12 protein-coding genes are annotated in these 14,970 nt (G+C 48.8%); 7 read left to right on the top strand and 5 right to left on the bottom strand.

Annotation, left to right across the window (positions count from 1 at the left end):
- Nucleotides 1-2 precede the first annotated feature (2 nt).
- Entirely contained in the window at nt 3-3,908 is a 3,906-nt protein-coding gene (locus tag AC4OGX_RS09215; RefSeq protein ID WP_493329993.1) for a PAS domain-containing hybrid sensor histidine kinase/response regulator, read from the top strand.
- 43 nt (nt 3,909-3,951) lie between these two features.
- The gene (locus AC4OGX_RS09210) at nt 3,952-5,067 is read left to right on the top strand and encodes a glycosyl hydrolase family 18 protein (RefSeq protein ID WP_493330216.1); all 1,116 of its coding nucleotides are present in this window, start codon (nt 3,952-3,954) and stop codon (nt 5,065-5,067) included.
- A 183-nt stretch (nt 5,068-5,250) separates the two neighbouring features.
- Here AC4OGX_RS09210 and rpiB read toward each other — a convergent pair whose 3' ends face one another.
- The 4 genes from rpiB to AC4OGX_RS09190 are packed head-to-tail and all read right to left on the bottom strand — an operon-like array spanning nt 5,251 to nt 8,533.
- The gene (rpiB, locus tag AC4OGX_RS09205) at nt 5,251-5,709 is read right to left on the bottom strand and encodes a ribose 5-phosphate isomerase B (RefSeq protein ID WP_493329992.1); all 459 of its coding nucleotides are present in this window, start codon (nt 5,707-5,709) and stop codon (nt 5,251-5,253) included.
- Nucleotides 5,710-5,754: 45 nt separating this feature from the next.
- Nucleotides 5,755-6,399 (bottom strand): dihydroxyacetone kinase subunit DhaL, encoded by a 645-nt coding sequence (gene dhaL / locus AC4OGX_RS09200; RefSeq protein WP_493329990.1) that lies wholly within the window; start codon nt 6,397-6,399, stop codon nt 5,755-5,757.
- An 11-nt stretch (nt 6,400-6,410) separates the two neighbouring features.
- Nucleotides 6,411-7,406, bottom strand: a complete 996-nt coding sequence (locus tag AC4OGX_RS09195; protein WP_493329989.1) for a dihydroxyacetone kinase subunit DhaK — start codon at nt 7,404-7,406, stop codon at nt 6,411-6,413.
- Nucleotides 7,407-7,441: 35 nt separating this feature from the next.
- The gene (locus AC4OGX_RS09190) at nt 7,442-8,533 is read right to left on the bottom strand and encodes an alcohol dehydrogenase catalytic domain-containing protein (RefSeq protein WP_493330214.1); all 1,092 of its coding nucleotides are present in this window, start codon (nt 8,531-8,533) and stop codon (nt 7,442-7,444) included.
- Between the two features lie 586 nt (nt 8,534-9,119).
- Between AC4OGX_RS09190 and AC4OGX_RS09185 the strand changes: the two genes are divergently transcribed.
- From AC4OGX_RS09185 to AC4OGX_RS09170, 4 genes are all read left to right on the top strand, one after another.
- Nucleotides 9,120-9,953, top strand: a complete 834-nt coding sequence (locus tag AC4OGX_RS09185; RefSeq protein WP_493329988.1) for an ATP-binding cassette domain-containing protein — start codon at nt 9,120-9,122, stop codon at nt 9,951-9,953.
- Nucleotides 9,899-10,624, top strand: coding sequence for an ATP-binding cassette domain-containing protein (locus AC4OGX_RS09180; RefSeq protein ID WP_493329987.1), 726 nt, complete (start codon nt 9,899-9,901; stop codon nt 10,622-10,624). Before AC4OGX_RS09185 ends, AC4OGX_RS09180 begins: the two co-directional genes overlap by 55 nt.
- Entirely contained in the window at nt 10,624-11,595 is a 972-nt protein-coding gene (locus AC4OGX_RS09175) for an ABC transporter permease (RefSeq protein ID WP_493329986.1), read from the top strand. Before AC4OGX_RS09180 ends, AC4OGX_RS09175 begins: the two co-directional genes overlap by 1 nt.
- An 81-nt stretch (nt 11,596-11,676) precedes the next feature.
- Entirely contained in the window at nt 11,677-12,699 is a 1,023-nt protein-coding gene (locus AC4OGX_RS09170) for a sugar ABC transporter substrate-binding protein (RefSeq protein ID WP_493329984.1), read from the top strand.
- Between the two features lie 131 nt (nt 12,700-12,830).
- On the opposite strand, the gene AC4OGX_RS09165 is transcribed toward AC4OGX_RS09170, so the two are convergent.
- A complete protein-coding gene (locus AC4OGX_RS09165; protein WP_493329982.1) occupies nt 12,831-13,958 on the bottom strand; it encodes an ROK family transcriptional regulator in 1,128 nt (375 codons plus the stop codon).
- Nucleotides 13,959-14,172: 214 nt separating this feature from the next.
- Between AC4OGX_RS09165 and AC4OGX_RS09160 the strand changes: the two genes are divergently transcribed.
- On the top strand, nt 14,173-14,970 hold a 798-nt coding region (locus AC4OGX_RS09160), incomplete at its 3' end, for a superoxide dismutase family protein (protein ID WP_493329980.1).

Genomic DNA, 14,970 nt, shown 5'->3' with positions numbered 1-14,970 from the left:
GCATGATCCAAACGGAGTCTCTCATCCAGGGAGAGATGCAGGATATCATCAATGCGATTCCCGGGGGCGTCGCCATCTATAAGGCCACGGATGTATTTGAAACTGTATATTTTTCAGACGGAATACCACAGTTGACCGGACATACAGTTGAGGAATACGAAGAGCTGATGCATACAGACGCATCGGAAAGGATTTATTGTGAGGATATAGACATGGTAAGGCGGGCGGCAGATGAGGTCATAAAGACACATGAGGCTGCCGAGATCGAATTCCGCAAACAGCATCGTGACGGACGGATCGTCTGGGTGAGGATGCGGATGAAGTGGATCGGGGAAGAAGACGGATATCCGCTTTTACATTGTGTATTTCATAATATTACAGATCTAAAGGAGATGCAGCTGGAAAAGGATCATCTGATCAATTCAATACCAGGTGGGATCGCCAGCTACAGGGTGGAAGGACAGAGGTTCATACCTGTCTTTTTTTCTGACGGTGTGATGGAACTGTCTGGACATACCAGGAAAGAATATGAGGAGATGATCAAAGAGGATGCCCTTGATATCATTTATGGGCCGGACCGGGAGCGGGTATTGGAGGCGGCAAAGGCGGCCGTGATAAATGGAACGGTTCTGGATGTTTCTTACCGGATGTACCATAAAAACGGAAACCTGATCTGGATCCATCTGAATGGAAGGAGAATGGGGCCGCTCGCTGAGTCGACCAGGTTCTATGCAGTGTTTACAGGGATCTCGGCGGAGACGAGACTGTTTCAGAGCATTGCCAATGAGGCAGTGGACGGCATCTATATCATCGGTAAAGAGAATTACGACCTGCTTTATGTGAATGTGCCGCAGGATGCGGGGAGCGGACGCTCTGCCAGTGTGGGTCAGAAGTGCTATAAGGCGTTATATGGGAAGGAACATCCCTGCGAGTTCTGCACCCTCAATACTCACAGTGCGGATGGAGCAGAGCACGAGATGAAGGTGGAAGGAACAAACCGCTATTATAGTACCCGTTTTCGGGAGACGGACTGGAACGGGATCCCCTCTTACCTGAAATATGTAAAGGATATCACAGAAGAGGTCCAAAACCGGAAGGAAAAGGAGAAGCTGGAGCAGTATTTTCAGACGATCGTGAAGAATCTGCCCGGAGGTGTTGCTGTCATGCGTTATCATGCAGACGGAAGTATGACACCGGAATTTCTTTCGGAGGGATTTACAGAGCTGACCCGGATGAGCAAGGAAGAAGCCTGGGAGCTGTACAAAGGGGATGCGATGGCAGGAGTGCATCCTGAGGACCGGGCTGATCTGGAGGCTGAGATTTTGGAGTATATCAGATCTGGGGGCGGAAGATGCGAAGCGATCTACCGGCTGAAAAGCGGGCCGGATAACTATATCTGGGTGAAAGGAACCTTTACGCTGATCGAGGATGAAGAGGGCGAAGGGCGGTTTTATGCTGTTTATCATGATATGACAAAGGAACGCGAGGAGCAGGAGCGGATCAGGCAGCAGTATAAAGAGCTGATCCTGCAGCATTACCGTACACCTGACCCGAATGCTTTGATCATCGGGCACTGTAATATTACGCAGAACAGGATCCTGGAGATTTTGGACCATACGGATTCGAACCTTTTGGAGACTTTCGGACATGTACGGGAGGAATTTTTTAAGGGGATCTCCACACTGGTCGTGGATGAGAAGGAGCGTCAAAAGTTCCTGGACACTTATTTGAATGGACCTACTATGGCGGCTTTCCGCAGAAATGACACGGAACAGATCCTGAAGTGTTTTATCAAGATCCCGAAGGAAGAGAAGGGAAGATATGTCCAGTTTACAGTGAATCTTGTAGAGACGCCGGATACAGGGGATGTTACGGGGATTCTGACGGTGACAGATATTACGGAGCAGACGATCTCTGACCGGATACTGCACCAGCTTTCTGTTACCAGTTATGATTTTGTGCTGGACCTGAATATGGACGAGGATACCTACATGATCCTTGCCCGCAATAAAGAGTCTGACTGTATCCCGCAGGACCGGGGCTTACACTCGAAGCGTGTGGAATATATGGCCGGACAGGTCGTTGTCCCGAAGGACCGGGAAGTATACAAAAATGCTCTGGATCTAAAGAAGATGCGCAGGCGGCTGGAGGAAGAGAGGGCCTATACCTTTTCTTTCAGTCTGTTCAATGAACACGGAGATATCCGCACGAAGACAATGACGGTCTCTGCCATTGACCTGCGTCTTGGCAGGGTATGTCTGATCCGCACGGATGTGACGGCCTCTGTGCGTGAGCAGCAGGGAATGCTGAACCTGCTTGCCTATACATTCGAACTGGCTGCGTTTATTGATGTAAACAGTAAGTCTCTGATCATGTACACGCGGGATACGGTCCTGGAGAATCTGCCACCTTACCTGTTGGATGACTATGACAAGGCGGCTGGTAATTTTGCCTCTAATTATGGTGCGGAGAATGGAAGGGAAATAGCGCAGACGCAGTTTAAGCTGGATACCATGCTTGAGAAGTTAAAGGAAAAGCCTTCGGGGTATGATTTTGTCTTTCCTTATCAGTCGGAAGGTGAGCTTCGGTATAAGCAGATCAATGTGCTCTGGGGTGATACAAATCACAGTACAATCTGTCTTGTAAGGGCAGATGTGACTGATATGCTGACAGCAGAACGTGAGGCAAAGACAGCTTTGGAGAAGGCCCTTGAACTTGCGGAGGAGGCGAACCATGCAAAAAGCGAATTTTTGTCTGCGATGAGTCATGACATCCGTACGCCGATGAATGCGATCATGGGAATGACCTCATTGGCGTTTGCCCATATAGACGATAAGGAGAGGGTGGAGGACTGTCTGAAGAAGATCTCCATTTCTTCCAAGCATTTATTAAGTCTGATCAATGATGTTTTGGACATGAGTAAGATCGAGAGGTCCTCGATCACACTGGGCAGAATGAAGATCTCGATGCAGCAGCTTTTGAACCAGCTTACAGCGATCATGATGCCCCAGGCAAAGGAACAGGGGATAGAGCTGGAGGTCAAGAGTGAAGGGATCGTCCATGAATGCTTTTATGGGGATTCCCTGCGTATCAATCAGATACTGTTAAATATTTTAGGGAATGCGGTTAAGTTTACTCCAGAGGGCGGAAGGGTATCGTTTCTTGTGGAAGAGACGGGAGCTAGTGAGGAGCAGAAGACGGTCAGGTACCGGTTTACGATCAGTGATACGGGAATCGGTATGTCAGAAGAATTTCTAAAGCACCTGTTTGAACCTTTTACCCGGAGCTATAGTGCATCCCGGGTGGAAGGGACCGGGCTGGGCCTGAGTATTACGAAGGGGCTTGTGGATCTGATGGGCGGAACAATTTCCGTAAAGAGCCAGGTGTGTACAGGAACGACCTTCCAGGTGGAGCTGGATTGTGAATGCTTAGAGGATACGGAGAGCAGCCTGCCTGTGAAGGAGGAGTTTCTGACTGGTTTCGAGAAGGATAAGATATTCCTGGGGCGGAAGTTTTTGATCGCAGAGGACAATATAATCAATGCCGAGATCCTGGTGGAGCTGCTTGCGATGCATGGAGCGGAATCTAAAGTAAAAGGAGACGGCGTGCAGGTGGTCGGGGAATTTAAGGAGGCTGCGCCGGGGACTTATGATGCGGTGCTGATGGATATCCAGATGCCGGAGATGAACGGATATGATGCTGCGCGTGCGATACGGCAGATGCAGCGGGAGGATGCGGCAGAGATTCCGATCATTGCGATGACTGCGAATGCGTTTGCGGAGGATATACAGGCGGCCAAAGAAGCGGGGATGTCGGCACATGTGGCAAAGCCGGTAGATGTGGAGCTGTTAAAGCTGACGCTTGCGAAGGTGCTTGCTGAAAAGAAGAAAGGCTATTTTATGTCATAAGACAGGGATCACCCTCATATGCTATTGCGTAGGGGGTGATTTTATTATATATGTTGTTAAGGCCGGAGATTCACTTTTTTCTATTTCAGACCAGACGGGCGTGCCGGTATGGAAGATCACATATGACAATCAGCTTATGAACCAAGATCAGCTGGCAGTGGGCCAGGCGCTTTTGATCCTGCCGCCCGGGGAGTCCGGGAGTATCAGAGGGGATATGTATGTCACAGGATATGCATATCCTTTTGTTGAGCCGTATATACTGGAACAGGCATTTCCGGCGATCAATGAACTGCTTGTCTTTTCATACGGGTTCACGTTTGAAGGGGAACTTGTTCCCCCGCTCCAGGATGATACCTGGATGATAGAGGCTGCATACGAGGAAGGTGTGGAGCCGATCCTGGTACTGACTCCGTTTTCAGAGGGGGTCTTTAATAACCAGCTTGTAAAAGTACTTACAGAGAATTTGGATGTACAACAACGGCTGACTGCAAACCTGCTGGAAACGGTGGAGCAGAAAGGATTCGCGGGAGTGGACGTGGATTTTGAATATATCCTGCCGGAGGACCGGGTGGGATACGCCGAATTCGTGGGAAGGCTGAGGGAGCAGATGAATGCCCGGGGCTATCAGGTTTCGGTGGCACTTGCTCCGAAGACCTCGGCGGACCAGCCGGGTCTTCTGTATGAGGGGATCGACTACGCTCTTTTAGGCGAGAATGCTGACCATGTATTTTTGATGACTTATGAGTGGGGGTACACATATGGGCCGCCTATGGCAGTGGCTCCGCTGAATAAAGTCCGCCAGGTGGTGGAATATGCCCTGACGGAAATCCCCCGGGAAAAGATACTGATGGGCATCCCTAATTATGGGTATGACTGGACGCTGCCCTATGAGAGAGGGATCACGAAGGCCAGGCTGATCGGAAATGTGGAAGCGGTACGGATCGCGATCGAGAATGGGGCTGAGATCCGGTTTGACGAGGTGTCCATGAGCCCGTATTTTAACTATGTTAGAGACGGACTCACCCATGAGGTCTGGTTTGAGGATGTCAGGAGTATTGAGGCGAAGCTGAATCTGGCAAAGGAGTTAGGACTTATGGGAGTGGGATATTGGAATCTGATGCGTCCTTTCCGGGCAAACTGGCTTTTGCTGGAAAAATAAGCGAAATTGAGCGGTATATAAGAGAAATGAAACAGTGGGAAGCGGTCTGCCGGGAATAGACTGTACGATGAGAAAAGGAAGAAGGAGTGACCAAAGTGTGAAAGGCTTACATTTCACGCTCCGGCCCTCCTTCTTGCTGTTTGGATTTTAAGATGCGGTAGTTCTGTCTGTCCAAAAGCGGGATCATCCCGCATTTTGGATATGCTCTTGTTCCAGCTCTGTGATCCTTTCTACCTTGGGCGCAGAACCGCCTCCTGCAAAATCACACTCCAGCCAGATATCTACCAGGTATTTTGCCAGCTCCACGCCGATCACCCTCTCCCCCATGCACATGATCTGTGCATTATTGCTTTTCCGGGAGCGTTCGGTTGAAAAGGGATCGTGGCAGACTGCGGCCCGGATCCCGGGGACCTTATTGGCGCAGATCGCCATGCCGATCCCGGTGCCGCATACAAGGATCCCGCGTTCATACTGGCCTGCAGCCACAGCATCGGCGACCTTGTATGCGATATCCGGGTACAGGACGATATCACCTTCATCCGCCCCGAAATCACAGTATGTAATGCCTTTTTGTGCGAGGTGCTTCATGATTTCTACTTTCAAGCTGTATGCAGCCTCATCACATCCTATTGCTATTTTCATATGGCTTCCTCCTTCATCGGATCAATCTTTCAAGCTGTCGTTTGTTTATGCGTTCAAAAGCTCATTTATCCCGTCAGCCATTGCTTCGAGGATGATGCAGCAGGATACAGAGCCGGCATCTAAAACACCTCTGGAGCGTTCGCCAAGACGGCTGGAGCGTCCGAACTTTGCGACCAGGTCTTTCGTGGAATCCCGTCCGGCCCCGGCAGCTGTCTTCATTTTCTCCAGGGCATCACAAAACTCCTCCCCGGACTGTGCGGATCTCTTTAGACTGTCAACGGCAGGGGAAAGGGTATCCACCAGTGTTTTGTCTCCTACCTGAGCCTCCACGATAGACTGAAGCCCTTCAAGTCCTGCACCCAGCATGGAAGCCAGATCAGCCAATGTTATTTCTTCCAGATCTTCTCCTGCTTCGGACATATCTAAGAGGATGGTTCCATAGATAGGCCCCATGGAGCCCCCGATCTCCGAGAACAGGATATTGCCAAGCTCGCCCAGTCCTTCTGTAAAGGAAAATTCCTTGTCTGCGAACCGGGTCCCGAACAGAGTGAACCCTTTATTCATATTCATTCCATGGTCTCCGTCCCCGATCAGTCCGTCGACCTCCCCCAGATAAGCTTTATTATCCTGGATGGCCTTTACGATTTTTAATAAAACGGATTTTCCGTCTGCGTTCTTGAATCTATCCATGATCTATCCTCCTAAAACTGCTTCATGCCCATTGTGTTTACAGGCATATCCATCAATCTTTTTAATTCGTCGTCCAGCTTCATGACGGTAAGTGTGGCCCCCATCATTTCCAGGGAAGTAAAATAATTTCCTACATATGTTTTATAGATCTTGATCCCTTTTTCAGTGAGGAGCCTGTTGATCTCATCGTACAGTACATACAGCTCCATGACAGGGGTGGCACCCAGCCCGGAGACAAGTACCACAACCTCATCCCCGCTCTCATAAGGGTAATCAGGGACAATTACATCCACCATTCTTGCAGCAATCTTATCGGCAGTTTCCAACTCACAGACTTCGATACCAGGCTCTCCGTGATGGCCGATCCCGACTTCCATGGTTCCCTCCTTGATCTCAAAGTTCGGATGTCCTACTGCCGGAAGCGTGCATGGGGTTAGACCGATGCCTATGCTCCTTGTGTTGTCAATGGCTTTCTGGGCAGCGGCAATGACCTCATCCAGAGTACCGCCCTCAGCGGCCCTGGCACCGCCCACCTTCCACATGAGAACTTCCCCTGCGACTCCGCGGCGTTTCTCCCGCTGGTCCTTTGGGGCAGAGGCTGCATCATCGTTTGCGACAACGGTTTTCACCTCGATGCCCTGCTTCTTTGCCATTTTGACAGCCATTTTGACGTTCATATTATCTCCTGAATAATTTCCGTACAGGCAGGCAACGCCTTTTCCCTGGTCCGCTTCTTTGAATGCATCCAGAAATGCGGCTGCAGTAGGAGAGGAGCATATCTCCCCTACGGCTGCTGCATCACACATATTCGCTCCCACATATCCGATGAAGGCAGGTTTATGTCCTGAGCCTCCTCCGGTGACCACACCCACCTTACCGGCCGGAATATGTTTGGCCTTTACGACACGTGGATTCGAAGTTTCTTCCACGATATCACTGTGTACTTTCAAAAATCCTTTGAGCATCTCATCAACAATGTCATCCGGGTTATTCATGATTCTCTGCATATTTTATTCCTCCATTTTCTGAATCCTTCCTCGCTTTATGCTTCCATGCCTGGTACAAGGACTACCTTGAGTGCCCCGTCCTTACCGGTCTTTGCAAGCTCAAATCCTTCCTCCCATTTTTCAAGAGGGAACTGGTGTGTGACGATGCCGTCTGTCGGGAGTTTTCCGCTGCCGATCCATTCGATGACGGTATCGTAACAGAATGGACTTAAGTGTGCACCTAAGAGATCCAGCTCTTTTCTGTCGGAAATAATGCTCCAGTCAACAGTTACAGGCTGGCCGAAAACGGAAAATTCAACGAAACGTCCCATCTTGCGGATCGCGTCCAAGCCCTGCTGCACACTTGACGGATGTCCGGTTGCTTCTATGTAGATATCACAGCCATAGCCGCCTGTCATCTCCTTGATCTTTGTAACGACATCCTCTTTTGCCGGATTCATTACGATGTCAGCACCGAATGCTTTTGCTTTTGCCAGACGTTCATCGTTCATGTCCAGCACGACCAGACATTTTGGATTTGCCTGGCGGATAGATCCTACCATGCCAAGGCCCAGTGTCCCGGCCCCGGATAATACTACAAAGTCCCTTGGTGTGATCTGTGCACGTTCTACACAGTGGAAGGAGCAGGAGTAAGGCTCGATCAGGGCTGCTTTCTCTAAAGGCATGTCAGCCGGCACTGCATAAGGGATCGCCTCTTTTGTAAGCTTTACATACTCTGCCATCCCGCCGTTTACATTATTCTGGAATCCAAAGAGATCATGTTTCTCGCACATCCAGTGTCTTCCGGTCTTGCAGAACATACATTCCCCGCATGGGACGATCTGCTCCGGGCAGATGCGGTCGCCCAGCTTCCAGTTTCCTTTTACATTCTTACCCATCTCTACAACGGTCCCGACGAATTCATGTCCCGGGATCATAGGAGCCTTGATATACTTTGGCTGGCCGTCCAGCCCCCAGAAGCTGGCGGCGCCTGCAAATGCCTTTGCGTCTCCGGCACAGATCCCGCAGCCCTCTACCTTTAATATCATCTCGCCCTCCCCGGCCCTCGGGGTATCTGCCATTTCGAATCTATAATCTCCTGGAGCATATGCAACAACTGCTTTCATTTTTTTGGGTAATTCATTCATCATATTTACCTGACCTTTCTTTGCGTTATTATTTTAGGTTACTTGATCCTGATCATCTGATATGTTTCCGGATCCATATCAGGTTCATGGCTGCGCAGCCTGAATGACTTATGTAAACTAATTTTACATAATAGTACATCACGAGAAACGATTGTGTCAATCGTGAAAAATACACAAAATAGATGGAAAAATATAGTAAAATTGCACAAATACTCGTTAAAAAATCTACAAAAGCAGGACAAGATTTGTGAAGTGAAGCAAGATAATTTGACAAATTATACTATGAACTTACAATTTTCTATGCTGTATTAATCTTATTTGAGAAAGTGTACATATTTTTGGTTTTAACAATATTGACAAAAATATATCAAAAAATAGGGCGATTTTCCATTATAACACGGGAGATACAAGCGGTATTTTTTGATTCAAATCATAATTTTGTGCAATATAGACAAAAACAAAACATGTTTTATTTGCATATTAACCAATTGACGAAATGGTATGCGCTGGGTTATTCTTGTGTAAACAGTTTTTACATAACTTGCCAGGCACGAGATAGAAAGTAAATAGGAATGGAGGTATAAAAGTGCACGAGGAAAACATATTGGAAATGCGGCAGATCGTAAAAGTCTTTCCGGGTGTAAAGGCCCTGGACCATGTTGATTTCCAGGTCAGACGAGGGGAAGTACATTGTTTGATCGGAGCCAACGGGGCAGGGAAATCTACATTAATGAAGGTTCTCTCGGGGGCGTATAAAGAAGAGGAGGGCGAGATATATTTTGACGGAGCCATTCTGGACTCTCACGGGACCGAGAAGAGAAGAAAGGAAGGGATATCCGTCATCTATCAGGAGCTTTCGCTGTTCAATGAATTGACAGTGGGAGAAAACGTTTACATTAATAATTATCCCCGGGGACGTGCAGGAGGTGTGGATTGGAAAAAGGTTTTCCGTATGACCCAGGAGCTGGCGGACAGTCTGAACATCAAGATCAACGCCAGATCTAAGGTTTCCTCATTGAATATGGGACAGCGGCAGCTGACGGAGATCATGAAGGCTCTGGCATGTAATGCAAAGCTGATCGTTATGGATGAACCCTCCTCCACGCTTTCTCAGTCAGAATTCGAGATTTTGGTCAAGGTGATCAAGGATCTGAAGGAAAAAGGAATCACCATCATTTACATATCCCACCATCTGGAAGAATTATTTACAGTGGGGGACCGCATCACGGTACTTCGGGACGGGAAATTTATCATCTGCAGACAGGCATCAGAGTTAAATGAAGACAGCCTCGTTGAGTATATGACGGGATCAAGATCACCCAGATCGAAAATGAGGAGGCTAAGATACACCATGTTTCTGACGACGTGGTCCTGGAATTGCGGGGTCTGTGCAACGATAAGGTCTCCGGCATCGATCTGAAACTCCATAAGGGTGAGGTGCTGGGACTCTATGGACTGGTGGGCGCGGGCAGGACGGAGATCCTCCAGTCCATATACGGGGTCAGACCGGCTGCAAAAGGAGAGATCCTGGTCAGGGGGGAGCAGGTACACATCCATAATACTCAGGAGGCTATCCGGCACAGGATCGGGCTTGCCCCGGAGAGCAGGAAAACACAGGGACTGGTCCTCATACTACCAGTCTGGGAGAATATGTCCATGGTTGCCCTGCGAAAGTTCAAAAAGGGGATGAAGATCAATTATCAGAAGATCAATGGGGAATGCAGGGAGTATGTCGAAAAGCTGAATATCAAGACACCGACGGTTCAGACAAGAACCGGTAACTTATCCGGCGGAAATCAGCAGAAGGTGATCCTGGCCAAGTGGCTGATGCAGGACTGCGATATCCTTCTTTTGGATGAGCCTACACAGGGAATCGATGTTGTTGCCAAGGAAGAGATCTATAAACTGATCCGTGAGATGACAGACATGGGGAAAAGCGTGATCATTGTATCATCAGAGCTGCAGGAGCTGTTGCGTGTCAGTGATAATATCCATGTCATTTATGACGGGCAGCAGGTGTTGAAAACAAATAAAGCAAACTTTAATGCAGACCAGATCCTGCATGCATCAGTAATCGGAAGGAGCTTGTAATGAAAGAGAGATCAAAATTCAGTGAAATTATTAAAAAATACAATTTAATCATACTGCTGGTGATTTTTATCATCATATCCACTGTCCTGTCGCCAAATTTTCTGACACTGGCCAATTTTTTAAATCTGCTCCAGCAGGCGTCCATACCCGGGATCGTTGCGATAGGGATGACCTTAGTCATACTGCTGGGGGGCATTGACCTTTCTGTTGGTTCGGTGCTTGCGTTTTCGGGAATGGTCACAGCCATCATTGTGGAGAAATCTAATTCAAGCGGAGGCTCCATCCTGATCGGGTGTCTGGCCGGCCTGGCTGTTAGTGCTGTAATGGGAATCCTCACCGGTATTCTGATCTCCAGATTCCGTCTGCCGGACTTCATTGCTTCCCTGGCCATGATGGAGATAGCCAGAGGCGCTGCACTTTTGACCACAAGCGGAAATCCAGTGTTCGGACTGGGAGAATCCTTCCATATGCTGGGGGGCGGATTTCTCTTCGGGAAGGTAGCGATCAGTGGTATTTTTTGGATCATCCTGACTATTATTTTTATCCTTGTATTGAAATATTCAGTCTTTGGGCGCAGCCTGTTTGCGATCGGCGGCAACCGGGAGGCAGCGATGCTCTCAGGGATCAAGACGAAAAGAAATTATGCACTGACCTATATGATCAGCGGAGTGCTGGCCGGATTTGCCGGGATCTTAACGGCCTCCTGGATGTCTACCGGACAGCCCACAGCCGGAAACGGTTATGAATTGGATGCGATCGCTGCCAGTGTTATTGGCGGAGCCAGTCTAAGCGGCGGTATCGGATCCATAGGAGGAACCTTCGGAGGCGTTTTCCTGCTGCAGATCATCACGAATATATTCAATCTTGTGGGTCTTCCTTCTTATTATCAGCAGATCGCAAAAGGTGCGATCATCATCTTTGCACTGCTTTTGAACCAGGCTGTTTCAAAGGAAAAGGGGAAGGCAGATTAAAGAATGTTAAGCCACAGGCTTTTCAGATCATACCGGGATACCGGGGCAACTCTATGGTATATGATTAAAGGAGGTAACATTATGAGATCAGACAAACTGAAAAAAATACTTGCAGTAACAGTGGCAGCTATGACTGTGCTCTCGGCAGCAGGCTGCGGTGCTGTCACATCACAGGATTCGGGTTCCAAGGCGAAGCAGACATCTGGAGAGGCGAAGTCAGCGGAATCAGAATTGAAGATCGGGTTTTCGAACTGTTCACAGGACACACCGTTTTTTGCGAATATGACTCCGATCATTGAGGATTATGCAAAAGATAAGGGAATCAGTGTTGTTTCCCTGAATGCGGATAATGATATCGCGAAGCAGAATAAAGATATACAGGATCTGATATCACAGGGGATCAATGTGCTGATCATCAACCCGGTAAATGAAGACGGTCCGTCTGCAGGAATCGAAGCATGCAAGAGCGCCGGCATCCCGGTCATCACAGTGGATAAAAATGTAAAAAATGGTTACACCGCATGGGTTGGGCGTGACAATAAAGAAATGGGACGTCTGGTCGGAGAGAGGCTGATCAAGCTGCTGGGCGGAGAAGGCGCAACAGGGACCGTGCTTGAGATCCAGGGGACGGCAGGTTCGACAACCATGATGAACCGCCGCGACGGATTCCATGAAGCTTTGAAAAAGGCACCGGGACTTAAGATCGTACAGTCCTCTTACTGTGATTATGACAGATCTAAGGCTATCCCTGCTACACAGGATCTGCTTCAGGCAAATAAGGATGTGGTTGCTATCTTTGGACACAATGATGATATGGCCCTGGGGGCAGCACAGGTTTGCTCTGAGCAGGGGCTTACAGATATCAAGGTATGCGGAGTTGACGGATTGATGGAAGCAGTCCTTCAGATCCAGGAGGGCAAGTATGCGTGCACAGCCTCCAATGACCCGGTTTTACTTGGACAGACCGCAGTGGATACGGCCATTAAGGTGCATGACGGCGAGAAGGTAGAGGAATTCGTAGATGCCGGTACCGTCGTGATCGATACAGATAATGTAAATGAATATGCAGATAAAGATCTCGATTTTGCTACTATGGTAAAATAGGAAATCTATCATAGAAAATCAGTCATAGAAAATCAGTCATAGAAAATCAATAGGAAAGAGACAATAGCGGGAAAGATAAATTCCTTATCTATTGTCTCTTTTTATCATGCCTGTAAACCTGAAAAAGACTGCTACATGATCGTCTGGAGATATTCCTGGATGATTGGCAGCGCCGCTCCGATACACAGCGGAAGGTTCGAGCAGCGGCTGATACTGATGTACTGTCTCTGTGTAGGAAAGGCAGTCCTTTGGTTGATCAGCTCCTGGAGCTTTTGAACATCCTCGCCGATCAGGAATCTGGACAGGGTTCCGCCCAAGATGATATCACAGTTGATCGCCATATGCAGGTTATCGATGGCTACCGCAAGATACTCAAGGTATTTGTCCCATCTTTTCCTGTGTGTGGCTGAACCGTTGCGCAGCATCAGGAAGAAGTTCTGGATATCTTCTCCGTCATGCAGAAGCGCCGACAGGGAGCAGTAAGAATTGACACAGCCCCGCTTTCCGCAGTAGCAGGGTTTTCCGTTGGGGACGATGGTCATATGCTCGAACACACCGCTCTTATATTCACCGCTCTGGAAAAACTTCCTTCCGATGATGATCGCACCGCTTAGATCGGAACGGATATTAAAATAAACCGCATTCTCAAGCATTGGATTCATCCACAGCTCCACATTTGCATTTGACTCCGCATCGTGGCTGAAGGCACAGGGGAAAGGCAGTCTGTCGCTGAATTCCTTGATATCGAGTCCATCGCAGTTCAGTACCTTGCCGTAGATGACCTTTGTGCCGTCCGCCGAGATCAAGGCCTGCAGTGCGATCCCGATCCCGAGGATGCAGTCCGGGTCTGCCTGCAGAGAATCAATAAACCGTCTGATGGAGCTGCATACCTGCTCGTAATATTCCGGGGTATCAGAAAAGGTGAGTGTGTTCTTTTCATATTTTAAAGTATCTGCATAGAGATCCACCGCGGTGATCTCATAATGGTCGATCAGCAGCTCCACGCCGATGGTGATCCGAAGAGAGGGATTGAATTCATATAAAAAGGCCTTCCGCCCGCCGGTAGAACTGGCAAGGCCGTTTTGGAAGATCAGATTTTCTTCCTGAAGCTCCTTTAAGATCTGGGCAATCGTCGGTCTGCTCAATGCGGTTTCGTCCTGCAGAGTACGCGGGGTAGCCCGTTTTCTGTCATAAATATATTTTAATACGCTTTTTCTGTTGTTGATTTTTAATGCGGCAACTGTAAAATTTGAATCCATAGTATCCCCTTTGTCGATTTTTGCTTATTATAGCAAATATTTTTTGTTTTATAAAGTACCACGTGATCAAATTTTATGTTCCGCAGGGGAGCTATAAGGGAGAAGGCGGATGCTTAAGCTGATTTTTAAAGGAATCTGACAGGGAAAATGTATGCCTGAGATAGGAACATCTGCCGTGGTCCTGGCATATACTGTGCAGAAGGAGGGCGATGTTATGCTAGAAAAATTAAACGGAATGCCGGAGGCATATGCAGAAGTAGAAGGTTCAGCACAATTTCCGGAAATACATGGTATTGTATACTTTTTTGAAGTATATGGAGGGACGATCGTGATGGCAGAGATCTATGGGCTGCCAGATGAGGAGAAACAGGATATCGGAAAATTCTTCGCATTTCACATTCATGAGGGAGGAAGCTGTGGTGGTAATGGCAGGGAAGCTTTTCCGGGTACAGGAATGCATTTTAACCCGGAGCGTACACCCCATCCGGAACATGCAGGAGACCTGCCGCCGCTGATGTCGACTCACGGTGCGGCATGGAGTGCTTTCTATACAGGCAGGTTTTACCCGGAGGATGTGGTCGGAAAGACTGTGGTCATTCACAGCAGACCGGATGATTTTAAGTCCCAGCCGTCCGGAGACAGCGGGGATAAGATCGCCTGCGGAGTAATCAGGGAATGGCAGATGGAGCAGGGCGGGATGGAACCGGAAGAAATGGAACCGCAAAGGCCAGAGCGAAGAATGCAGGATCCGGGAATGATGGAGCCAGGGATGATGGAGCCACGAAGAACGGATCCGGGAATGATGGAACCGTGGAGGATGGATCCGGGGATGACGGAGCCAGGGATGCAGGAACCGAGGCGTATGGATCCGGGGATGACGGAGCCGCGGAGGACGACTGAGCCAGGGATAATGGAACCGAGGCGTATGGATCCGGGAATGACGGAGCCGCGGAGGACGACTGAGCCAGGGATAATGGAACCGAGGCGTATGGATCCGGGAATGACGGAGCCG

Source organism: Faecalicatena sp., assembly GCF_058819085.1.
This window is presented reverse-complemented; position numbering and strand designations above follow the sequence as displayed.